Raw genomic sequence first — 22,625 nt, 5'->3', positions numbered from 1 at the left:
ATCATTTCGTTTCTGGTAAACCCGGCTTGAAATCGATTCAGGGCTGTCAGCGGATGGTTTTATCGTATTTGTGCTGTCACTCGCTGCTCAACTTGCCGCCCGACTTGCGGTAGTCTTCGGGACATGAAGGTCAATCCTGATCACACCTGTCGCGTTTTCGGCTCGCCCTGGGCGGATGTCTATTGCACGGACATCAACAGCGCTCGCCACTACGGCAAACACTGGCATGCAACGTTTGGCCTTGGGCTGCTGGAGAGCGGTGCGCAGAGCTCCGCTAGCGGTCAGGGACAGGTCGAGGCTTACGCAGGCGACCTGATCACGACCAACCCCGGTGAAGTGCATGACGGCCGGCCGATTGGCGGCGCTTCGCGTCGCTGGCGCATGGTGTACCTGGAGCCCGCGGTGATCGCTTCCATGTTGGGCGATCCTCAGTCTCGCGCTGCTGCGGATGTAGCGCTCACGCGTCCCGTTATAGAAGACGCGAGACTCCGTGCTGCGCTGCGGGAACTGTTTCACCGCGTGGAGAATTGCGGCGCCGGACAACACTCGACCAACACCCATGTTCTTGCGTGTGAAGAATCCCTGGTGCAGACCTGTGCGCTCTTGTTGAACGTCCATTCCACCACTTCACCGGTCCAGGAGATCGGGGGCGACCTGAGACGGGTTCGCGAACGGCTGGGCGATGACCTGCTTGATCCGCCAACGCTCACTGAACTAGCCACCATGTCCGGCCTTAGTAAATTCCAGGTGCTGCGCCGCTTCGAAAAGACCTATGGTGTACCGCCGCATGCCTGGCTGCTGCTACAGCGCGCCGAGCAGGCGCGAGGTTTGATCCGCCAAGGACTTAGCCTGGCGCAAGCGGCGGCGGCTTGTGGTTTCGCGGATCAAAGCCACATGACCCGGCTTTTTATCCGTCACTTTGGATTCACGCCCGGTGCATGGCAGAAAGCTGCCGTGCGTGCGCTGCAATAACGTTCAAGACGCGCAACGGGTGAATCGTGACACTGGGCCACCTGCCTGAAGGAGGTCTGGATTCATGGATGCGTATGTACACGGTTATCAGTGGAACGAGAACGAGCGCCTGCAAAACCAGGCGCGAACGCTAACCGACCTGCTCCACTTCGACACGCTTTATCCCGCCGGTCACAGCGTGCTGGAGGCCGGATGCGGCGTCGGTGCGCAGACGGTTACGCTAGCCGCGCGCAGCCCGGCTGCGCGATTTACTTCTATCGACATCAGTGCTCAGTCTATCGACGCAGCGCAACAAAAAGTCCGCGCTGCCGGACTGAAGAACGTCACGTTCCGGCAAGCCGATATCTTTTCGCTGCCATTCGAACCTGAGTCTTTCGACCACGTTTTTGTCTGCTTCGTGCTGGAGCATCTCGCGCAGCCGATGGAAGCGCTTATACGGCTTAAGCGCTTGCTTAAGCCCGGCGGCACGATGACGGTCATTGAAGGGGATCATGGCTCGACCTATTTTCATCCGGACAGTCTTGCGGCCCGGGCTGCCATTCAGTGCCAAATCACGTTGCAACAGCAAGCGGGCGGCAATGCGCTTATCGGCAGGCAGTTATATCCGCTGATGAACGCGGCAGGTTTCGATCAGGTTCGCGTCTCGCCGCGCATGGTGTACGCAGACTCGAGCCGGCCCGATCTGGTGGACGGATTCACAAGAAAAACCTTTACCGCGATGATCGAGGGCGTGCGTGCATCGGCAATATCGGCCGGGCTGATCAAGCCGGAAGATTTCGATGACGGTATCAGGGACCTGCATAGGACCACGCAAGACGATGGCGTGTTTTGCTATACGTTCTTCAAGGGCGTCGGGCAAAACTAAAGCCGCATCTGGCCGCGTGCTCGTGATCGCAGCGCGGTCCGGTTAAGCGATCGCGAGTCACGCGCTTGCGTGACTCGCCATGGCGATCGGTCCTGGCCTACTTGACCGTGAACTTGTAATGCCCCTGGGTGCGATGCCCGTCGTCGGCGACGGCAATCCAGGCGACCGAATAAACACCGGGCGTCAACGCATCCAGCGCGACCGACATGTGCTTCTTGTCCGCCGGATCAACCACTGACTTTGCGCTGGTGACGGGCTTGCCCTGTGCATCGGTGACGGCGATCGAACTGAACGCGGGTTCGAGTCCATCGTCGAATTCGATCGCCACTTCCTTTTGCGAGGTCGAGACCGTGGCGCCGGCGCCTGGCTCCTGATGTTGTGGATAGGCATGCGCGTGAGCGAGCTGCGCACTCGCGAGAGCGGCTGCGGCGATCAAAGTACGCACGGTGGCAGGGTTCAAAAGGGCGATTTTCATGGCTTGAAGAGGGGCTTGCCCACAGAGTTAGGGAGGATATCGTCGAAGTAAAGATGCGCCTGAAGCAGGATTCCGACATGGCTGCCCGTCGCGCGATTGACCGGAATCTGCGCTTCGATACCCAGCTGACCATAGCGGTTGAGCCAGATGAAACCGGGGTTGATCGTGCCGGTCGTATGGCCGGAACACGGCCCCGCGGTGCAGGTGTTCATCGGGAACTCGACCACCGGAATCAGGTTGGCGAGCGGCTGCGGCAAGCCGAGGTCCTTCACCTGCTGCTGCAGATACGGAATGCTGTACTGCAGCGTCGTGCCCCAGTCGAGCGAGTTCGGTGACGATCGGGACGTCGTCAGGTTAGGTCCAATTTCACCCGTGATCGCGAATGGCTTCAGGAAGCCGAGGCTCTCAGGAAGGTCGCCAAAGCCCTTGCCGAAATAGACCGTCGGCGTGATGGTGGACGACGAATCGCCAATCGCGCGAGCGCCTGTGCCGCCCAGTTCCGCATTTACGCCAACCGATGCCATGAACTCATGGCGCGGGTTGGAATAAGCCAGATACTTCAGGCCGAGCGTGACGTTGTCGAAGCCCTTCGCAGAACCGCCGTTGGGCGCATTCTGCGTGACGTAGGCACTGCCAATGCTGAACGCCAGATTCGACGTAATCAGCTTGTCCCATTCGAACGTGGCGGTGTTGACGTTCATGTTGTCGCCATCGTCGGTCGGGCTTTTGATGTGGCCGTACTGGAAGTCGAATTCATCGCCGACGCCGGGATCGTCAACGGCCATCGTCGCGGGGAAGACCCGGTCGCCGACCACCGCATGCGCCCAGGCAAGCGATGGTCCCGCAAGGCAGGCGGCTCCAGCCGCCCACATAAGCGCGGCGCGTGCAGGCGCCGCATGCCGCTTTAGAAGCGTACGCATTGTGTTTCCTTTGTCATGATCGTTTTAAGCGCGCTATTGCACGCCGTCGCGTTTGGCGCGTGACGGCATCGCGCCGCGGTCAGCGGTGCGAGCGATAGATACGAAAGAGTCAGGAAACGACGGGAGGCGCGCGCGGCTGGGCAGCGGTGAAAAGCGGCACTGCGCGAACGGCTGCGCGTACCACGGGAAGCGGGGCACTGGTCACCGACACAGCGGCGGCAAAGGCCACCGTCGAACCGGTCAGGATGGGAAAATGAGCGAGCAGGCCGCAATAGCCGCAAGCCTGCCAATGCAGTGCACCGGAGTGCGAGGAGGAGTCGCCGTTGCCTGCTTCGTTGTCACCCGCTTCGCTGAAGGCCGGGTCAGACGAGCAATAGGTGCTGAGCGCCTGGCCTAGCCGGTCATGCGAGGCTAGCGCGTGCGAGACCGTCGGCGCGATAGAAGTCATCAGGATTGCTAGCAATCCCAGGATACTTCCTATCTTCAGTAAGCGACGACGGAACATGCTCTGATCAACACCGGGCAGTCGATGATATGGCGCCGATTATGCCACGCGTTAATCACTTGTCAGGCGCTTCAAAACACAATAATCGTCATGCGGCATCAATGTGCCTGACGTGAGCGTTCTCGGTTGCACTACTGGAATATGAGCAGAAGTATTGCCCCACGCGAGGCCTTAGCCGCTCAAACGCTTGGCAGGCCAGGAATGTCCACGCCGAATGTTTGCAGCAAGAGGATCGCGTTGAGGGCCAGCACGGCGAAGGCCGCAACAATGGCGGTGGTTCTCACCAGTGTCCGGTTCTTGTACGAACCCATGACATCCTCGCGGCACGTGAACCACACGAGCGCCGCCATTGGAAACGGCAGCGCAAGACTGAGCACGACCTGGCTCATCACCAGCGCATGCGTAGCATTCATACCCAGCCAGACCACGACGAAACTCGGCACCATCGTAATCGCGCGACGCAGCCAAAGCGGAATGCGGAAGCCGACAAACCCCTGCATGATCATTTGACCGGCCATGGTTCCCACGACCGAACTGGAGATGCCCGACGCGATCAGCGACAGCAGGAAAATGCCCGCAGCCGCAATGCCCAGCAGCGGCGCCAGCGTGTGATACGCGGTTTCGATCTCGGCCACTTCCGGATGACCCGAGTGAAAAGCGCCCGACGCCATGATGACCATGGCCATATTGATCAGGCCTGCAATGGTCAGCGCAATGATCACTTCCAGGTTAGAGAACGTGAGCAGCCTTTTGCGTTCGCCCTCAGTCTTCGGGGGATGCCGGCCCTGGGTGAGTCCCGAATGAAGAAAGAGTGCGTGCGGCATGACCGTCGCCCCGACGATACCCACCGCGATGGTCACCGCTTGCGCATCGGGCAAGTCCGGCTTGAACAGATGCAGTCCGACTTGCCCCCAGGCTACCGGCGCAATGAACAGCTCGGCGAGGTAGGACAAGCCGATGATCCCGACCAGCGCGCCAATGATCAGCTCCAGGGGCCGGTATCCCGCTTTCTCGAAGAACAACAAGCCATATGTGACGACTGCCGTGACGATCATGCCGATCAACAAGGGCATGTGAAAAAGCAGACTCAGGCCGATTGCGCCGCCCAGGAACTCGGCGAGGTCGGTGGCCATGGCTGCCACTTCGCTGACTGCCCACATGACATAAACGAGCGGCTTGGGCAGATGATCCCGGCATAGCTCAGCGAGATTGCGCCCGGTGACAATGCCCAGTTTTGCGGAAAGTGACTGGAATAACATCGCAATGATGTTGGCCAGCAGCACAACCCACAATAATGCATACCCATATCGCGCGCCGGCCTGGATATTGGTCGCGAAATTGCCCGGGTCCATATAGGCGACGGAGACCACGACTGCCGGTCCGGCAAAGGGCAGGAGCACCGACCAGCCCGTGCGGCGGCCTTCCAGCACCTCACGCATGGCGAGAGTCGTACTGTCGCTCATTGATCGGCTGTTTTCCGGACGGACGCGATCATCCATTGCTTGGCTCAATACGTTAGAGAAAATGGATCGCTTTGCGCGGACCGGATTGCGGTCGCCATGGCGGTGTCGCATGCAATGCATTAATTGCTTTACTCGGCGGCAGATTAACGCGTTAAGCAATCAAAGCACAGTTTCAGCTTTTTTGGGTATTCTCGTTGTTAATTTCTTTCAATATGCTTAGTGCTGAAATCAGAAGGCTTTCGGGAAGGGGTCGTTGTTGTCCCGCTCTTCTTGGCATGGCGCTAAGGGATACGGCGGATGTCCTTGAAGTCAGGCCGTCGCTGACTCGATATCAAATGATCTGATTTTTGTGGATTCGCACAGCCGCGGGGTATAAAAGTGCTGGTGTACGCACCGAATCCAGACTGACCATGCCAGGCGCTTTAATTCGGCTTGGCTTGTTTTCACATGGCGCCAGTTCTTCCCGATCGAAGGGCAGCCGGTTAAGCCGGCTGCGAAAACTCAGCCTTCCCGGCGAAGCGTCAACGGCCCCCAAAAACAGCAATCATGTCTACGGGTAAGGGCGCGTCGAAGTCGTCAGCTATTTTCACCCTTCCTTTCAAACCACCAAAACGGCGCGGAGCCCGGTCACCCTGAATGGGCCCCAGTCTGGCGACGGGCTTGCCGGCCTTCGTAATGGTAATTTCTTCGCCGTTTGCCGCGGCATCGACAAGCATCGAAAAATGCGTCCTGGCGTCGTGAATATTGACGGTTTGCATACTGCTCCCAATGGGCTGACGCCCTGGTCATACACGGTTATCGACGCGTAAGTTACCACGCCAGTCTTGTTCCTCCTTTGCGCCTTCATCGGTCATGCCGCGCCTGACAAGAGCGCTGCCAGCCAAACGCGACTCCACGCGCCGGCAGACCCGCAAGCCCTTCACACGCCCCCGCGCTCCACCTGTCGCTCCCCGCGTCTTTACACTTTCTTTATACCCCCGCCAGTTCTCTTTTCCGGCCGTTTACGCGCGATCAACTAACCTTCAGCACGTCCGAATCCGCTACGGGAGATCAAAACAATGGACCTGTTATATATCGCCGGCATCATCGCCTTCTGGGCAGTGTGCGCGGCTCTTGCCATCGGTTGCGACAAGCTGCGTCGCGCCCCGGGAGGTCGCCCATGACCACCTGGATGCTGTTGCTGGCAGGTGCTTCGACTCTGCTCTTGTTCGTGTACCTCGTGTACGCACTACTGCGTGCGGAGGATCTGGAATGAACGCCAATACCCTATTTCAAACGGGTCTTTATATCGTCGTGCTGATCGCGCTCGCGATTCCGCTCGGCCGATACATGACCAACGTGCTCGATGGTTCGTCAGTCGTGGTCCGACGCATCGGCCGTCCGGTCGAAGCGCTGCTTTACAAGCTTGCCGGCGTAGACGAAAAGTCGGAAATGTCGTGGAAGCACTACGCATTCGCCGTGCTTGCGTTCAACGCACTCGGCGTGCTCGTCGTGTACGGATTCATGCGCTTGCAACAGTGGCTGCCGTCCAACCCGCAGGCTTTCGGCGCCATGACCCCGGACGCCGCGTTCAACACGGCCGTCAGCTTCGTGACCAACACGAACTGGCAAGACTACACGCCTGAGTCGACCGCCAGCTATCTCTCGCAGATGGCCGGCCTGACCGTGCAGAACTTCTTGTCGGCTGCTACCGGCATTGCCGTTGTCGTCGCGCTCATTCGCGGCTTCGCACGGCATACCGCCACGACCATCGGCAACTTCTGGGTGGACCTGACGCGTATCACGCTGTACATCCTTGCGCCGCTGGCAACGGTTATCGCGCTGGTCTTCGTGAGCCAGGGCGCGATCCAGAACTTCCAGTCGTACCAGGACGTCGGCACGCTTCAGGTGACGACTTACCAGACGCCGAAGACGGACGCGCAGGGCAATCCGGTCAAGGATGCCAAGGGCAACCCGGTGATGGTGGACAACAAGGCCGACAAGCAGACGATCGCGATGGGCCCGGTTGCCTCGCAAGAAGCCATCAAGATGCTCGGCACGAATGGCGGCGGCTTCTTTAACGCCAACTCGGCTCATCCGTACGAAAACCCGACGCCGTTCTCCAACTTCGTCCAGATGATCGCGATGCTCGTCATTCCGGCGGCGTTGTGCGTGGTGTTCGGACGCATGGTGGGCGACAAGCGGCAGGGCTACGCGATCCTCGCTGCAATGACTATTGCGTTTGCCATCGCGTGCTGGGGTGAGATCTCATTCGAGCAGGCAGGCAATCCGCTGTTCGCGTCGCTGCATGTGGACCAAAGCGCATCCGCAATGCAGTCAGGCGGCAACACCGAAGGCAAGGAAACACGCTTTGGTATTGCGCAATCCGGCATCTTCACGGTCGCGACTACCGCTGCATCGTGCGGTGCTGTGAACAACGCGCATGACTCGCTGACGCCAATGGGCGGCTTCGTCCCCCTGTTGTTGATCCAGCTTGGCGAGGTGATCTTCGGCGGCGTGGGCTCGGGCTTATACGGGATGCTGGTCTTCGCCATGCTCGCGGTGTTCGTCGCCGGCCTGATGATCGGTCGCACGCCTGAATACATCGGCAAGAAGATCGAGTCGTACGAGATGAAGATGGTCGCGATCGTCGTGTTGCTCACGCCGTTCCTGGTGCTGCTCGGTGCGTCGATCGGCGTGCTGACGGCGGCGGGTACAGCGGGCATATCCAACCCCGGGCCGCACGGATTCTCCGAGATTCTCTACGCCTATAGCTCGGCCGCCAACAACAACGGCAGCGCCTTCGCGGGCCTCACGGTCAGCACGCCGTTCTACAACATCACGACCGGCATTGCCATGTGGTTCGGCCGCTTTGGTTCGATCATCCCGGTGCTGGCCATTGCCGGTGCGCTGGCCGCTAAAAAGCGTATTGCCACGACAGCCGGCAGCTTGCCGACCCACGGTCCGCTGTTCGTCGTGTTGCTGCTCGGCACGGTCGTCCTGGTAGGCGCGCTGACATATGTGCCCGCGCTCGCGCTGGGTCCCGTGGTCGAGCATCTGATGATGCTCTCGGGCAAATAAGCGGTCACTGATACAGAGGAAAGTATGAACACAATTGTCAAACCGCCAGTGAAAACGCCGAACAAGGCGCCGGAAAAAACACCGGAACCGAGTGGTGGCCATTCACGTTCGGCAGCCCGTTCGATGTTCGACCCCGCCATTGTCGTACCGGCGATCGCGGACTCGTTCAGGAAACTGGGCCCGCGTACGCAACTGCGCAACCCGGTGATGTTCTGCGTCTACATCGGCAGTATCCTGACCACGGTGTTGTGGCTCGCGGCCCTCTCGGGCCAGGCTGAAGCACCGGCAGGATTCATTCTCGCGGTCTCGCTGTGGCTGTGGTTCACGGTGCTGTTCGCGAACTTCGCCGAAGCATTGGCCGAAGGCCGTTCGAAGGCGCAGGCAGCGTCGCTGCGCAGCGCCAAGCGCGACGTGATGGCGAAGAAGCTGGAAAACGCGAATCCGAAGTCGCCGTTGCGCATTACAACGGCAACGGAGCTGCGCAAAGGCGATATCGTGCTGATCGAAACGGGTGACGTGATCCCGGCGGACGGCGAGGTAATCGACGGCGTGGCATCGGTCGACGAGTCTGCGATTACGGGTGAATCCGCGCCGGTGATCCGCGAATCGGGCGGTGACTTTACCGCGGTGACAGGTGGTACTCGCGTGCTGTCGGACTGGATCGTGGTGCGCGTGACGGTCAATCCGGGCGAGGCGTTCCTCGACCGCATGATCGCGATGGTGGAAGGCGCCAAGCGTCAAAAAACGCCTAACGAAATCGCGTTGACCATCTTGCTCGTGGCGCTGAGCCTGGTGCTGTTGTTCGCGACCGCCACGCTGCTGCCGTTCTCGATGTTCTCGGTCTCCGCAGTGAAGGCCGGCCACGTGGTGACGATCACCGCGCTCGCCGCCTTGCTGGTCTGCCTGATCCCGACGACCATCGGCGGACTGTTGTCGGCTATCGGTGTGGCGGGTATGAGCCGGATGATGCAGGCGAACGTGATCGCGACTTCCGGCCGTGCTGTGGAAGCTGCGGGTGACGTCGACGTGCTGTTGCTCGACAAGACCGGCACGATCACGCTGGGCAACCGTCAGGCATCCAGCTTCGTGCCGGCTCCGGGTCTCTCGGAGCAGGACCTGGCCGACGCTGCCCAGCTCTCGTCGTTGGCCGATGAAACGCCTGAAGGGCGCAGCATCGTCGTGCTCGCCAAGCAGCGCTTCAACATTCGCCAGCGCGAGATGGCATCGCTTCACGCGACCTTCCTGGGCTTTACTGCACAGACACGCATGAGCGGCGTCGACTTGCCCGATCGCGAGATTCGCAAGGGTGCGGCCGACGCGGTCAAGTCCTACGTCGAGCGTCATGGCGGCCGTTATCCGCAGGAAGTATCGAATGCGGTCGATGAAATCGCCCGTCGCGGCAGCACGCCGCTGGTGGTTGCCGACCGGCGCGAAGAAGGTGCGCGCGTCCTGGGTGTGATCGAGCTGAAGGACATCGTCAAGGGCGGCATCAAAGAACGTTTTGCCGAGCTGCGCAAGATGGGTATCAAGACCGTGATGGTGACGGGCGATAACCGCCTGACCGCTGCGGCGATTGCGGCTGAAGCGGGGGTTGACGACTTCCTCGCGGAAGCTACGCCTGAAGCGAAGCTCGCGACCATCCGCGGTTATCAGGCGGAAGGGCGCCTGGTTGCGATGACCGGCGACGGCACCAACGATGCTCCGGCGCTTGCGCAAGCGGACGTTGCCGTGGCGATGAACACCGGCACGCAGGCGGCGAAGGAAGCCGGCAACATGGTCGACCTCGATTCGAATCCGACCAAGCTGATCGAGATCGTCGAGATCGGCAAGCAGATGCTGATGACGCGCGGCTCGCTGACGACGTTCTCGATCGCCAACGACGTGGCCAAGTACTTCGCCATTATCCCGGCTGCGTTTGCATCGACGTACCCGCAATTGCGCGTGCTCGACATCATGCACCTGACGTCGCCTTCGTCCGCCATCTTGTCCGCCGTGATCTTCAACGCGTTGATCATCGTGTTCCTGATCCCGCTGGCGCTGAAGGGCGTGAAGTACCGGCCGCTGGGGGCTGCTGCGCTGTTGCGCCGCAATCTGCTGGTGTACGGCCTTGGCGGGATCTTGTTGCCGTTCCCGTTCATCAAGATCATCGACATGATTCTGACGGCATGCGGCTGGGCCTGACCTGCGCGTAGCGTGCGCCGGGTATGTGAGATGCATACCCGGCAGCGGCCACCCTGGGTCTCAATACAATCTAACTGGATTGAATCATCATGAAAAATATCCTTCGTCCCGTGCTCGTGCTGTTCGCGGCATTGACTGTGGTGACCGGACTGGTTTATCCGATCGTGGTCACCGCCGTCTCGCATGCAGCCTTTGCGAGCCAGGCAAACGGCAGCCTGATCGAGAAGGACGGCAAGCTGATCGGCTCGGAACTGCTGGGCCAGCAATTCGATGCCCCCGGCTACTTCTGGGGCCGTCTGTCGGCCACGTCGCCGAACCCGTATAACCCGCAAGGTTCGAGCGCTTCGAACCTTGGCCCGACGAACCCGGCGCTCGCCGATGAAGTGAAAGGACGCATCAGCGCCTTGCACGATGCGGACCCGACGAATACGGCGCCGATCCCGGTCGACCTGGTCACATCGTCAGGCAGCGGACTGGACCCCGAGATCAGCCCGGCTGCCGCCGCCTATCAGATCGACCGTGTTGCGAAGGCCCGCAAGCTCTCGCACAACGATGTCGATGCGCTGGTTCAACAGGCAACGGTCGGCCGTCAGTTCGGCATTCTCGGCGAGCCGCGCGTGAACGTGCTGAAGCTGAACCTGGCGCTTGACAACATGAAGCCCGCAAGCTGATGGACCGGCCCGATCCCGACGAGCTGCTCGACAAGATCCAGCGTGACGAGGAGAAAAAGCAGCGTGGCAGGCTGAAGATTTTCTTCGGCGCATCGGCCGGTGTGGGGAAGACCTATGCCATGTTGCAGGCCGGGCACCGTCGCCGTGAGGAAGGGATCGATACGGTCGTCGGGATTGTCGAGACACACGGCCGCAAGGAAACGCTTGCGCTGGTGGAAGGGCTGGACGCCGTACCGCTGACGCTGTATGAATACCGCGGCCGCAAGCTGCCGGAATTCGACCTCGACGCCGCGCTTGCACGCAAGCCGCAACTGATCCTTGTCGACGAGCTCGCGCATTCGAACGTGCAGGGCGCACGTCACCTTAAACGGTGGCAGGACGTGTACGAGTTGCTCGATGCCGGTATTGACGTGTACACAACCGTCAACGTCCAGCATCTTGAGAGCCTGAACGATATCGTCGGGCAGATCACGGGTATTCGCGTATGGGAAACCGTGCCTGACCGCGTGTTCGATCTCGCCGATGAAGTCACGCTCGTGGACCTGCCGGCCGAAGAGTTGCTCGACCGGTTGAGGGACGGAAAGGTTTATATGCCGCAGCAAGCGGCAAACGCGGTCAAGAATTTTTTCCGCAAAGGGAACCTGATTGCGTTGCGCGAACTGGCGCTGCGTCGGACTGCTGATCGTGTAGACGCGCAGATGCGCGAGTATCGTGCCGATCAGTCCATTAGCCGGATCTGGCAGGCCCGTGAGCGACTGATCGCGTGCATCGGGCCCGGGCCTGAAAGCGCCACGCTGGTGCGCTCCGCCGCGCGTCTTGCTGCGAGCCTCAAGGCGGACTGGCTCGCGGTCTATGTTGAAACGCCGAAGCTGCAGCGCTTGCCTGACGCATGGCGCAAACGCACCCTGGATGCGCTCAAGCTTGCGTCCGAGCTGGGTGCAGAGACAGTGACCCTCGACGGCGCCGACGCGGCCGCCACGCTGGTCGCGTACGCGCGCATGCGCAACGTGTCCAAGATCGTGGCGGGCGCGTCGGACGCGCCCGGCTGGCGGCGTGTGTTTGACCGACCCGTTGCCGAAGCGCTGGTGCACCATGCACACGATATCGACGTGACGCTGGTGGGCGTGAAAGCAGCAAAGGAAGGCCGCGAGCGTGATGCAAGCAAGCCGGTGTTCGCGGCTGTCCGCAACGAAGCCCGCTCATCGCCCAACGCATATTTTTATGCGGCTGCAATCGGTGTTGCAATCACCGCGCTGGCGAGCTTGCTGTCGCGTCATATCGACCTCACGAACCTCGTGATGTTGTATTTGCTCGGGGTCGTCTTTGCCGCGGTCCGGCTCGGACGGGGTCCTGGCGTACTGCTTTCGTTTGTGAGCGTCGCGGCGTTCGATTTCTTCTTTGTGCCGCCGCAATTTTCCTTTTCCGTTTCAGATACGCAGTACTTGCTGACCTTCTTCGTGATGTTGCTGACCTCGCTCACGATCAGCCACCTGACGTCGAATCTTCGGCGTCAGGCGCGGGTAGCCTCGCTACGCGAGCGGCGCACGGGCGCTATGTACGCCATGACGCGCGAACTGGGCGGCGCGCTGATGACCGAACAGATCATCGAAATTGGTACTCGTCACGTAGGCGAGATCTTCCAGGCCAAGGTCGCGATCCTGCTGCCCGACAGCGCGGAAAAGATCCGTCAAAAAGTCGACGATCCGAATCCGCAATTCACGCTCGATGCCGCCAGTCTCGACCTCGACATCGGCCAATGGGTATACGACCAACAAAAACCGGCAGGACGCGGCACGGACACGCTGCCGGCCAGCAATGCTCTGTATCTGCCGCTCAAGGCGCCCATGCGTACACGCGGTGTCCTGGCTATCATCACCGCTCACGCAGCCGAGCTGGCGGTCCCTGAACAGCAACGCATGATCGACACCTTCGCTTCCCAGATCGCGCTCGCGCTTGAGCGTGTCCACTACGTCGAGATCGCGCAGGATGCGCTGGTCAACATGGAGTCGGAGCGCATGCGCAACTCGCTGTTGTCGGCCATCTCGCACGACCTGCGCACGCCGCTGACCTCGATCGTCGGATTCGCTTCGGTGCTGGAGGAGCAGCAACGCATTCCCAACGGCTCGCCCGACAGCGCCCGCGAGCTGGTTCACGCGATCCACGAGGAAGCGCTGCGCATGAGCGGGCTGGTGACGAACCTGCTCGACATGGCCCGGCTCCAGGCGGGCAGCATCCGTTTGAACCGGCAGTGGTTGATGCTGGAAGAGGTGGTGGGCGCGGCGCTGGCCGTATGCCGGCGCACGCTCGCCGGGCACACGGTGCAGGTTCGCGTTCCAGCCGATCTTCCGTTGATCCAGCTGGACGCGGTCCTGATGGAACGGCTGCTCGCCAACCTGTTCGAAAACGCCGCGAAATACACGCCGCGCGATTCATCGCTGTCGATCCACGCAGCGGTCGAGCAGCTTTCGGGCGAGCGCTACGTGAGGGTCTGCGTCGACGATAACGGCCCGGGCCTGCCTGCGGGCATACAGCAAACGCTCTTCGATAAATTCACGCGCGGAGAGAAGGAATCCGCCATGCCGGGGATTGGCCTGGGTCTCGCAATCTGCCGGGCGATCGTGGAAGCGCATGGCGGAAAGATAGGCGCTGAGAACAGGGTGGATGGTGAAGGGAAGGTGTTGGGCGCAAGGTTCTGGTTCACGTTGCCGGCTGATCAGGCGCCACCTTTCGAGACACTTCCTGAGGAGGATGGCGACTTGCAGACGGATGCGCCATGAGCGAGCCTACGTTGACCATTGTCGTCATAGAAGACGACAAGCAGATTCGCCGTTTCGTAAGAAGCACGCTTGAAGCGCAGGGCATGACTGTGTTCGAAGCCGAAACCGGGCAACAGGGTTTGCGCGAAGCCGCTTTTCGGCTGCCGGATCTGATCGTTATTGATTTAGGCTTGCCGGACACCGACGGTATCGATGTGATTCGCGAACTGCGTACCTGGACCGAACAACCGTTGATCGTGCTCTCGGCACGCACCCACGAAGACGCGAAGGTTGCTGCGCTGGATGCGGGAGCGGACGACTATCTGACGAAGCCCTTTGGTGTGTCGGAGCTGCTCGCGCGAATCCGTGCGCAACTGAGGCGACGTAATCGCGGCGGGCAGCAGGAGACACCGCAGGTCCGGTTTGGGCTGGTATCGGTGGATCTGTCGGAGAGGCGCGTTACGCGTGACGGTGCGGTGATTCATCTCACGCCGATCGAATACAGGCTGCTGACTACGCTGGTGCGTCATGCCGGGCGAGTGATCACGCATCAGCAATTGCTGCGCGAAGTATGGGGACCGGCTTATGTGGAGAACCAGCATTACCTGCGGGTTTATATGGGTCATCTGCGCCATAAGCTGGAGCTTGATCCGGCGCAGCCGGTTCATATCTTGACGGAGACGGGGGTTGGCTACCGGCTTGTGGGTGCGCAGTAGCGCGTCGCTAATGGTGCGCTAGTGTCCTGAGTTAGAAATTCATGGAATTTTTCGATCGCCGCATTGTCCGTCGTATAGTTGGTTCGATACGACGGAGGCGCGATGAGAGGTCGACCGAAAGCGGAGTTGGTGTTGAGTGAATCGGAACGTGAGCAGTTGCAGGCCTGGTCGCGTCGGCGCAAGACAGCTCAGGCGCTCGCCCTGCGCTCGCGCATCGTTTTGAACTGCGCCAGCGGCATCAGCAACAAAGTCGTAGCCGACACGCTTGGTGTCACGCCGCAGACGGTAACGAAATGGCGTGCGCGCTTTCTCAAGCAGCGACTCGATGGATTGCTCGACGCACCCCGGCCAGGCGCGCCACGCACCATTGATGATGCTCGGGTCGATGCACTCATTGCCAAGACGCTGGAAGAACAACCGACCAAAGCGACACATTGGAGCACGCGCACCATGGCGCGCGAAAGTGGTCTGTCGCAGACGGCGGTGAGTCGGATCTGGCGTGCGTTTGGCCTGCAGCCTCATCGTCAGGAAACCTTCAAGCTGTCCACCGATCCGCAGTTCGTTGCCAAGACGCGTGACATCGTCGGTTTGTATCTCGATCCGCCGACCAAGGCCATGGTGTTGTGTGTGGACGAGAAGAGCCAGATTCAAGCACTGGACCGGACTCAACCGATTCTGCCGTTGGCCCCCGGCATAGCCGAGCGCCGTACGCACGATTACGAACGCCATGGCACTACGACGTTGTTCGCGGCCCTGGATATCGCCACCGGAGAAGTCATCGGCCAATTGCATCGGCGCCATCGCGGCACTGAGTTCCTGAAGTTCCTGCGTACGATCGAAGCCAACGTTCCTCCTCAATTGGACGTGCATTTGGTGATGGACAACTATGGGACTCACAAGACACCGACCGTGCGCGCCTGGTTTGCTCGTCATCCGCGTTTTCATATCCATTTCACTCCAACATCGGCTTCTTGGCTTAATCAGGTGGAGCGCTGGTTCGCCACACTGACTGAAAAACAAATCCGGCGCGGAACCCATCGTTCAACACGCCAGTTGGAAGACGCGATTCGCCACTATCTCGACATCTACAACGCTGAGCCGCAGCCCTTCATGTGGACAAAATCTGCTGACGACATCATGGCCAGCATCGAACGATTTTGTTTGCGAATCTCTAACTCAGGACACTAGCGCTGCGCACCATTAGCGACGCAAACGCTGCTTAAGGGAAAAGCGCAAACGGCAGCGTAGCCGCGATGTAAACCGCCAGACCGGTCGCGGGCAGCCCCAAAGTTATGGCGATCGCTGCAACCACCGTACCGCCCAGCGATACGGCGAGCAGCGTTCGCCGACGCGTTTGTTGTCCAGCGATGTTCGATCGTGTGCCTTTGTTATCCGGCTGGTTTTGTCCGGGAGTGCGCTTCCAGAACATCAGGGCGTGCATGGTGTCGACTCTCTTGAGGGAGACCAAAAGTGTCGCCCGGCTCGTGCAATGACGGTGTTTAAATAGCATAGGAGAGCGTATAGCTTTCATCAAATTGGTGCTGAGCGCTCACTTCTTGACGTGTTCTTGATACGGCATCGTCAGCTTTTATCCCGATCGATACGCCGCGCGGCGTAGCCTTCCCGGAAGCAAACGAGAAGGGACCGTGATGCATGAGAACAAGTTAAAGACATCAAGACGACACTCGCGGGTGAAACTTGCCCTCTGCGCATTTTCGTTCATGGCCGCAAGCGCGGCATACGCAGCCGATGCAACCGATGCAACCAATGACCGGCCGGTGCCTGACGGGAAAATACCGGCAAGTATCGAAGCCTCATCCAGCGAATCGCCGCAGGTGGCCGATGTAGCGAGCGTGTTATGGCGGCAGTTCCGAGTGGCCCGGCAGGAGGCCACGCTGATTGCGCGCGCGGTCATCAGCGCGGCAAACGAATATGCAATGTCACCTGCACTATTGCTCGCGGTCATTGCAACCGAGTCGGGGTTCGACCGGCAGGCGGTCAGCGTTGCCGGCGCACAGGGGCTGATGCAGATCCTCCCGGCAGCGCATCCGCAGGTATTTGCATCGGGCAACGATATGACCGAGCCCGCCGAGAATGTGCGGATAGGTTCTTCGATCCTGCGTGAGTATCTCGATGCGTCGGGCGGCGACTTGGGCGTCGCGCTCAAACGATACAGCGGCGGCGGCAAGGGATACGCCCAACGCGTGGCTTTTCGCATGAAGCAGTTCTCGGCCAGTCTGCACACGCCTTCTGACGATGCCTCCAAGGTCGCGCTTGCAGGGTCGCCTTGACACAATTTTTACACGGCGGGCCCGAAACTCTGCTCGGGTTTAACACGGGACCTGCTGTAATCAAGTTGTAGTGACAGATGAAACGGGGATGCTCATGTTACGGGTACTGATACCGGTGATAAGCAAGGAAGGCGCACTTCAGGCCGCACGGCATGCTGCATTTCTTTTCGCCGAGCACTGCGTGTCCGAGGTCGAGTTGATGGAGGTGCTCGAGCCTCCGGACCAGGGGCGCGTCAGTGCGTTTCATTCCCGTAGTGCGTTGCGCTTGCAGGAAAAGCGCGCAATGCTGAGCGCGCTCAGCCAGACCCGCGCGATCCTGGACGATGCGGGCGTGCCTTATCATTGGTCGCGGGTATTCGGGCCTATGGCGGGAACCATCGCAGCGCGTGCGGCTGAGAAACGCTCGGACATAGTCCTGGTCGATGCCAGTCACCTGGGCTTTCTTACCCGCTGGTGGGTGATGAACAAGCTGTGGCGGAGCATGCAAACACCGGTGACGATGGTTCATTAGGTAAGCGTAACGATAAGCCAACCAACATTCATCAGCGTTCAGTCAAGAGTACACAAATCGTGTTGAAGCTTCATACGGCCATGCGGATCAGAGGCACGGCGAAGGTGGTATGCGTCGCTATCGTGGCGAACCAGGTGCTGACTACCCTGTTTGCCTATGTGGTGCAGCAGTTGGACCCGAGTGCTCCCACACTCATCACGACCATTTTCAGTTTCCTGACGTGCGGTCTCGTGAGCATATGGCTGCAGTCAGATGCAAGGCGCGCGTATTTGCTGGCGCGCGAGAAGGGCTGTATCACGCCCGTGGACAAGACCAACCCGGCGCTCAAGATCGCGCCCGATTGTCCGAAGTTGTGGCTGGTGGTGCTGCACATCGAAATGAATCCGGCTGCGGTGGGACTTTAAGCGGCCCGGCTGACAGCGCCGGCCCTTTCCGGACCCTTCTGGACCCTGACGACGCGCGGTCCGCACCGACCACGTCGCTGCCGCTACCAGTTCCTCCCATGTTTGCGGGCTGTCCGGCTGCTCGATAATCGTCACGCTCATTCGCAGCAGGTGCGCGTCAGACTCAAGCCGCCGCCGCCCCAGTCGCGTTTTCCCCTACGACTCGAAGGTTGACTAACAACCGCATCGGAATCAAACTTCTTCCTACGGTGTGATCACAGGTCACACATCTCGTAAGGAGTTGTTTAATTGGCAACACGTGAAACGAGCACGGACGCGCTGCCGCTCGAGTTGGTGGCGCGCGAGACCATGGCGGGGCGCGTCTACGCCCAGCTGCGCGAGGCGATCATGACAGGGCGCTTTGCACCCGGCCAGGCGCTGAGCTTGCGCGGGGTGGCCGAAGCAGTCGGCTCATCGACCATGCCGGTGCGCGCCGCGCTAACAAGGCTGCAAGCCGAGGGCGCGTTGATCGACGGTCCGGGCCGCGCACTGATGGTGCCGCCCATGACGCTCGACCTGCTCGAAGAACTGCGCGACGTGCGCATCGCCCTTGAAGGCTGCGTGGCAAAGCGGGCGGCATCGCGGATGAGCAAGGAACATTTGAACGCGCTGCAAGCCGTGTTCGACACCATGGATGCGCACGTGGAAGCCGGGGATGTCCCCGCGTACCTGCGCAGTAATTTCGAATTCCATATAGCAATCTACACGCATGGCGCAAGCGACCTGACGCTCGCCACGATCCAGAATCTCTGGATGCGTATTGGCCCGTTCCTGAACCTTGTAGCGCCGGACATCCCGCATATGAGGTTGTCGATGGCGGCGCACCGCAAGATTGTGGATGCCCTCTGGAAGCGTGACGGTGAAGGCGCGCGCGCGGGCATCGAGGAGGACATCGGCGGCGCCGCTGCGGACTTGCGGGAACGCTTGCAGAGCAGGGAAGCGGCCAGGGCCTGAGGTTGTGACTTAAGCCTGTGAGCTGCACCAAAAAAACAACGGAGACAAACATGTCGGTTCTACAGATGTTGAAACCGCACGCAGGGCTGCGCGTGCTGGTCACGGGCGGCGCGTCGGGTATCGGTCTTGTGATCGCGCGTGCTTTCGTCGACGCCGGGTCGCGCGTGCATGTCTGCGACTCGAGCCGGCAAGCTATCGACGAGCTCAACGAAGCCGAGCAAAGCGCAGAGATGAATGCGATCACGTACACGCTCGCGGATGTGTCGGACCGTGCGGCGGTAGACCGTGTATTCGACGACGTGGACGCGCAGCTCGGCGGCCTCGACGTACTGATCAATAACGCGGGGATCGCGGGTCCCACGGGCGGTATTGACGAGATGGACACGGGTGACTGGGAACAGACCGTCGACGTGAACCTCAATGCTCAGTTCTACTTCGCACGTCGTGCGGTGCCCCTGCTGCGCCAGGCGCGCGACGGAGGGTCGATCATTGCGTTGTCATCGGTGGCGGGCCGGCTCGGATACGCGTACCGCACGCCGTACTCAGCCACCAAATGGGCGGTCGTCGGTCTGACGAAGAGCCTTGCCATCGAACTGGGACCGGACAACATTCGCGTCAATGCCATCCAGCCAGGCATTGTGAAAGGGCCGCGCATTGAACGGGTGATCTCCGCGCGGGCCCAGCAGTTGGGTCTTTCCTACGAGCAGATGGAAAAAGAGTACCTCGCGAAAATTTCCCTGCGCCGCATGACCACGCCGGAAGAAGTGGCGGCGACCGCGCTGTTCCTGTGTTCACCGGGCGGCAGCGGCATCTCGGGGCAGGCAATTTCCGTGTGCGGCAACGTCGAAGTGCTCTGAACGCTTTTCTTATCCGACGAGGGCTTACAGCATGACAACGAAGCGTAAAGTTATTATTACCTGTGCACCCACGGGCGCGATTCACACTCCGTCGATGTCACCGTATCTGCCGGTTACCCCGCAAGAGATCGGCGACGCGGCACTCGCTGCCGCCCGAGAGGGCGCGGCAATCCTGCACCTCCATGCACGCGATCCCAACGACGGCAAGCCCACGCAAGATCCCGCCGTGTTCCAGCAATTCCTGCCGCGTATCAAGGCTGAAACCGATGCGGTGATCAACATCACGAGCGGCGGCAGCCCGCACATGACGGTGGAGGAGCGGCTAAAGCCGGCTCACCATTTCAAGCCGGAGGTGGCGTCGCTGAACATGGGCTCGATGAATTTCGGCCTCTATCCCATGCTCGACCGCTTCAAGGAATTCAAGCACGACTGGGAGCGCCAGCATCTGGCGAATAGTCGCGACCTGATCTTCAAGAACACGTTCAAGGACATCGAATACATCCTCACGTCATGCGGCGCGAACGGTACGCGCTTCGAGTACGAATGCTATGACATCTCGCACTTGTACAACCTCGCGCATTTCGTTGACCGAGGACTCGCGAAACCGCCGTTCTTCGTGCAGAGCGTATTCGGTCTGCTTGGCGGCATCGGGCCACATCCGGAAGACCTGATGCACATGCGGCGCACTGCCGACCGTCTGTTCGGAAGCGACTATGTCTGGTCGATCCTCGGTGCCGGACGCAACCAGATTCCGCTGGCGACGCTCGGCGTGGCGCAGGGATCGAACGTGCGGGTCGGGCTGGAAGATTCGCTGTGGATTGAGGCGGGCAAGCTGGCTGAATCCAGCGCTGCGCAGGTCGTGAAGATTCGGCAGGTGATCGAAGGCCTATCCCTGGATATTGCGACTCCGGACGAGGCGCGTGCAATGCTCGGACTCAAGGGCGCGGACAACACGAATTTCTGAAGTGTCTTAAAGGACGCAACTCCTTCAACCTTTGGCAGTGGAGACCATCGTGGCTGTGTCGAAACTCAAGGTCGTGGCAATGCCTACGGGCTGGCTGACTGTCGACCGTTCATCGCAGATCTATGGCCGCTACTATGGCCAGCAGATCAAGGTCCCGGTGTGGTCGACGGCGATTGTAGGCGGCGACAAGAAGATTGTGGTCGATACCGGGATTCACGATCCGGGCTGGGTGTCGAGCTTCATCTGTCCGTGTGAGCAGGCGCCGGAAGAGCGGCTTCAACGTGCGCTGAAAGAGTATGTGGGCTGGAACGCGGACGACGTGGATATCGTCATCAATACCCACCTCCACTACGACCATTCCGGCGGCAATACGCTCTTCAAGAACGCGCGTTTCGTAGTCCAGGCAAGCGAGTGGGAATACGCGGGCCGGCCCTTGCCGACGCAGTCCACGTTCTATCAGGAGTTCTTGATCGGCCGTGAACCGCTTGCCTATTTTCGATGGCAATTCGTGCACGGTGTCACCGATATCGCGCCCGGCGTGCGGGTTGTGCCAACGCCGGGACATACGCCGGGGCATCAATCGGTTGCCGTCGATACAGCCGATGGCGTGGTCCTGATTGCCGGCGACTGCGCGAGCTGCATGGAAAACATTGTCGATCTGGTGCCGGTCGGGATTGTCCATGAAACGGCCGCCGAGCTGGCGTCGCTTAAGCGTATCCGGCAGATCGCCGACTTTGTTATTCCGGGCCACGACCCCAATGTCGTGGCGGGTTCAGCGGGCATTGAACTGCCCGCCAGTGCACGACTGAAACACGTGGAAGGTTAGTACTACGAGCGTTGAACGAAGCGAATCATATAACCATACGCAGAATCGGAGGAAGACATGAACGCACTGACGAACACCATCCGTCGGGGAGCTCGGCTCGCGCTGGGCGCCGCGCTTCTCGCGACGCTGGCCGTCTCGGGACCGGCCTCGGCGGCGGATAAATACAAGATTTTCCTGTCGATGAGTTATGTCGGCAATGACTGGCAAACCGAAGCCGCCAACATGGTCAAGGCGATGGCCGCCACGCCGGGGCTGAAGGACAAGGTCGACCTGGAAGTACAGGTTGCCGGCACCGACGCCCAGAAGCAGATCCAGCAGATCAACTCGATGGTCCAGGCGGGCGCCAAGGCCATCGTGATCTATCCGATCTCGCCGACCGCGTTGAATCGCGCCATCAAGAACGCCTGTTCCAAAGGCGTGGTGGTGGCAGCCTATGACGGCGAAGTGACCGAACCGTGTGCCCACAACGTGACGATCGACCAGAAGCAAGCCGGTACCGTCACTGCTGAATGGCTCGCGAAGACCATCAACGGCAAGGGCAACATCGTGCTGATCAACGGCGTGCCGGGCACGTCCGTGGATCGTGCGCGCACCGAGGCCGCGAAGGCCGTGTTTGCGAAGTATCCCGGGATCAAGATCGTGGCGGAAGGCACGGGCATGTGGAGTCAGGCAACGGCCAAGACGGAGTTGTCGAAGATCCTGGCCACCAATAGCTGGGACAAGATCGACGGCTTATGGATGCAGGTGGGCTGCTTCACCGCGGCATCCATGCAGCTCGAAGCCGGCATAGCGGACGACAAGGTGAAGCCGTGCGCGGGTGAATCGTCGAACGGGCACCGCGTGCAGATGCTGCCGCCCGGGACGGTGAAGGGCGACGGGGGCTATCGCTCGATTGGCTACCGGTCCATCTCGTATGGCTCGCCGCCTTATTCCGGTGCGCTGGCGCTGAAGATGGCCGTGGACAAGCTCGACGGCAAGGACTTCCCGGCACACGTGACGCTCAAGCTGCCGCTGGTCCTGACGTCGCAATCGAAACTGTGCGCGACCGGTTCCATCGAGGAACTGAAGAACGGATGCACCGCGTTCATGCCGGACAAGGTGCCGCCGGGCTGGTTTGCGGACATTTATTCGGCCGAGACCACTGAAGTTGGTTTCAATGCGGCGCTGACCGGCAAGCCGGACTAAGGGTGGAGGA

At 60.4% G+C, this 22,625-nt stretch carries 23 protein-coding genes; 17 read left to right on the top strand and 6 right to left on the bottom strand.

Annotated elements, in window-relative coordinates:
• Positions 1-123 precede the first annotated feature (123 nt).
• A complete protein-coding gene (locus ACSOSP_RS20905) occupies positions 124-972 on the top strand; it encodes an AraC family transcriptional regulator (protein WP_455312822.1) in 849 nt (282 codons plus the stop codon).
• 64 nt (positions 973-1,036) lie between these two features.
• The gene (locus ACSOSP_RS20900) at positions 1,037-1,837 is read left to right on the top strand and encodes a class I SAM-dependent methyltransferase (protein WP_455312821.1); all 801 of its coding nucleotides are present in this window, start codon (positions 1,037-1,039) and stop codon (positions 1,835-1,837) included.
• A gap of 97 nt (positions 1,838-1,934) precedes the next feature.
• On the opposite strand, the gene ACSOSP_RS20895 is transcribed toward ACSOSP_RS20900, so the two are convergent.
• From ACSOSP_RS20895 to ACSOSP_RS20875, 5 genes are all read right to left on the bottom strand, one after another.
• Positions 1,935-2,312, bottom strand: coding sequence for a copper resistance CopC family protein (locus ACSOSP_RS20895; RefSeq protein WP_455312820.1), 378 nt, complete (start codon positions 2,310-2,312; stop codon positions 1,935-1,937).
• Complete coding sequence (locus ACSOSP_RS20890) at positions 2,309-3,232, bottom strand: hypothetical protein (protein WP_455312819.1); 924 nt, start codon at positions 3,230-3,232, stop codon at positions 2,309-2,311. The genes ACSOSP_RS20895 and ACSOSP_RS20890 overlap by 4 nt, the downstream gene beginning before the upstream one ends.
• A 109-nt stretch (positions 3,233-3,341) precedes the next feature.
• The gene (locus ACSOSP_RS20885; protein ID WP_455312818.1) at positions 3,342-3,680 is read right to left on the bottom strand and encodes a DUF2946 domain-containing protein; all 339 of its coding nucleotides are present in this window, start codon (positions 3,678-3,680) and stop codon (positions 3,342-3,344) included.
• 236 nt (positions 3,681-3,916) lie between these two features.
• Positions 3,917-5,236, bottom strand: coding sequence for an Nramp family divalent metal transporter (locus ACSOSP_RS20880; protein WP_455312817.1), 1,320 nt, complete (start codon positions 5,234-5,236; stop codon positions 3,917-3,919).
• Positions 5,237-5,721: 485 nt separating this feature from the next.
• A complete protein-coding gene (locus ACSOSP_RS20875; protein WP_455312815.1) occupies positions 5,722-5,958 on the bottom strand; it encodes a type II toxin-antitoxin system Phd/YefM family antitoxin in 237 nt (78 codons plus the stop codon).
• A 401-nt stretch (positions 5,959-6,359) separates the two neighbouring features.
• On the opposite strand from ACSOSP_RS20875, the gene ACSOSP_RS20870 reads away from it, so the two are divergent.
• The 7 genes from ACSOSP_RS20870 (at position 6,360) to ACSOSP_RS20840 (ending at position 15,772) form a co-directional block, all read left to right on the top strand.
• Entirely contained in the window at positions 6,360-6,455 is a 96-nt protein-coding gene (locus tag ACSOSP_RS20870) for a potassium-transporting ATPase subunit F (RefSeq protein ID WP_035566418.1), read from the top strand.
• A complete protein-coding gene (gene kdpA / locus ACSOSP_RS20865) occupies positions 6,452-8,260 on the top strand; it encodes a potassium-transporting ATPase subunit KdpA (RefSeq protein ID WP_455312813.1) in 1,809 nt (602 codons plus the stop codon). Before ACSOSP_RS20870 ends, kdpA begins: the two co-directional genes overlap by 4 nt.
• A 123-nt stretch (positions 8,261-8,383) precedes the next feature.
• Positions 8,384-10,441 (top strand): potassium-transporting ATPase subunit KdpB, encoded by a 2,058-nt coding sequence (gene kdpB / locus ACSOSP_RS20860; protein WP_455313740.1) that lies wholly within the window; start codon positions 8,384-8,386, stop codon positions 10,439-10,441.
• 89 nt (positions 10,442-10,530) lie between these two features.
• Entirely contained in the window at positions 10,531-11,112 is a 582-nt protein-coding gene (gene kdpC, locus ACSOSP_RS20855) for a potassium-transporting ATPase subunit KdpC (RefSeq protein ID WP_455312811.1), read from the top strand.
• Positions 11,112-13,889: a DUF4118 domain-containing protein gene (locus tag ACSOSP_RS20850; RefSeq protein ID WP_455312809.1), complete on the top strand. Its 2,778-nt coding sequence runs from the start codon at positions 11,112-11,114 to the stop codon at positions 13,887-13,889. The genes kdpC and ACSOSP_RS20850 overlap by 1 nt, the downstream gene beginning before the upstream one ends.
• On the top strand, positions 13,886-14,584 hold the full coding sequence (gene kdpE / locus ACSOSP_RS20845) for a two-component system response regulator KdpE (RefSeq protein WP_455312808.1): 699 nt from the start codon (positions 13,886-13,888) through the stop codon (positions 14,582-14,584). The genes ACSOSP_RS20850 and kdpE overlap by 4 nt, the downstream gene beginning before the upstream one ends.
• A gap of 102 nt (positions 14,585-14,686) precedes the next feature.
• On the top strand, positions 14,687-15,772 hold the full coding sequence (locus ACSOSP_RS20840) for an IS630 family transposase (protein WP_455312806.1): 1,086 nt from the start codon (positions 14,687-14,689) through the stop codon (positions 15,770-15,772).
• 31 nt (positions 15,773-15,803) lie between these two features.
• On the opposite strand, the gene ACSOSP_RS20835 is transcribed toward ACSOSP_RS20840, so the two are convergent.
• Complete coding sequence (locus ACSOSP_RS20835) at positions 15,804-16,025, bottom strand: hypothetical protein (protein ID WP_455312804.1); 222 nt, start codon at positions 16,023-16,025, stop codon at positions 15,804-15,806.
• A gap of 250 nt (positions 16,026-16,275) precedes the next feature.
• Here ACSOSP_RS20835 and ACSOSP_RS20830 point away from each other — a divergent pair, with 250 nt between their 5' ends.
• From ACSOSP_RS20830 to ACSOSP_RS20795, 8 genes are all read left to right on the top strand, one after another.
• Positions 16,276-16,875 carry a lytic transglycosylase domain-containing protein gene (locus ACSOSP_RS20830; RefSeq protein ID WP_455312802.1) on the top strand — a complete coding sequence of 200 codons (600 nt, stop codon included), beginning with the start codon at positions 16,276-16,278 and terminating at the stop codon, positions 16,873-16,875.
• A 94-nt stretch (positions 16,876-16,969) separates the two neighbouring features.
• A complete protein-coding gene (locus tag ACSOSP_RS20825; protein ID WP_455312801.1) occupies positions 16,970-17,386 on the top strand; it encodes a universal stress protein in 417 nt (138 codons plus the stop codon).
• A 59-nt stretch (positions 17,387-17,445) separates the two neighbouring features.
• Positions 17,446-17,790: a hypothetical protein gene (locus tag ACSOSP_RS20820; RefSeq protein ID WP_455312800.1), complete on the top strand. Its 345-nt coding sequence runs from the start codon at positions 17,446-17,448 to the stop codon at positions 17,788-17,790.
• Positions 17,791-18,138: 348 nt separating this feature from the next.
• The gene (locus ACSOSP_RS20815; protein ID WP_455313739.1) at positions 18,139-18,783 is read left to right on the top strand and encodes a GntR family transcriptional regulator; all 645 of its coding nucleotides are present in this window, start codon (positions 18,139-18,141) and stop codon (positions 18,781-18,783) included.
• 50 nt (positions 18,784-18,833) lie between these two features.
• Positions 18,834-19,640, top strand: coding sequence for an SDR family oxidoreductase (locus ACSOSP_RS20810; RefSeq protein WP_455312799.1), 807 nt, complete (start codon positions 18,834-18,836; stop codon positions 19,638-19,640).
• 31 nt (positions 19,641-19,671) lie between these two features.
• Positions 19,672-20,604 carry a 3-keto-5-aminohexanoate cleavage protein gene (locus ACSOSP_RS20805; protein ID WP_455312798.1) on the top strand — a complete coding sequence of 311 codons (933 nt, stop codon included), beginning with the start codon at positions 19,672-19,674 and terminating at the stop codon, positions 20,602-20,604.
• 79 nt (positions 20,605-20,683) lie between these two features.
• Positions 20,684-21,430, top strand: coding sequence for an N-acyl homoserine lactonase family protein (locus tag ACSOSP_RS20800; RefSeq protein ID WP_455313738.1), 747 nt, complete (start codon positions 20,684-20,686; stop codon positions 21,428-21,430).
• A gap of 57 nt (positions 21,431-21,487) precedes the next feature.
• A complete protein-coding gene (locus ACSOSP_RS20795; RefSeq protein ID WP_455312796.1) occupies positions 21,488-22,615 on the top strand; it encodes a sugar ABC transporter substrate-binding protein in 1,128 nt (375 codons plus the stop codon).
• The last annotated feature ends 10 nt before the right edge of the window (positions 22,616-22,625 follow it).

The organism is Caballeronia sp. KNU42, assembly GCF_053760385.1.
Note: the sequence above shows the minus strand (reverse complement) of the source record. Positions and strands in the feature narration are given on the sequence as shown.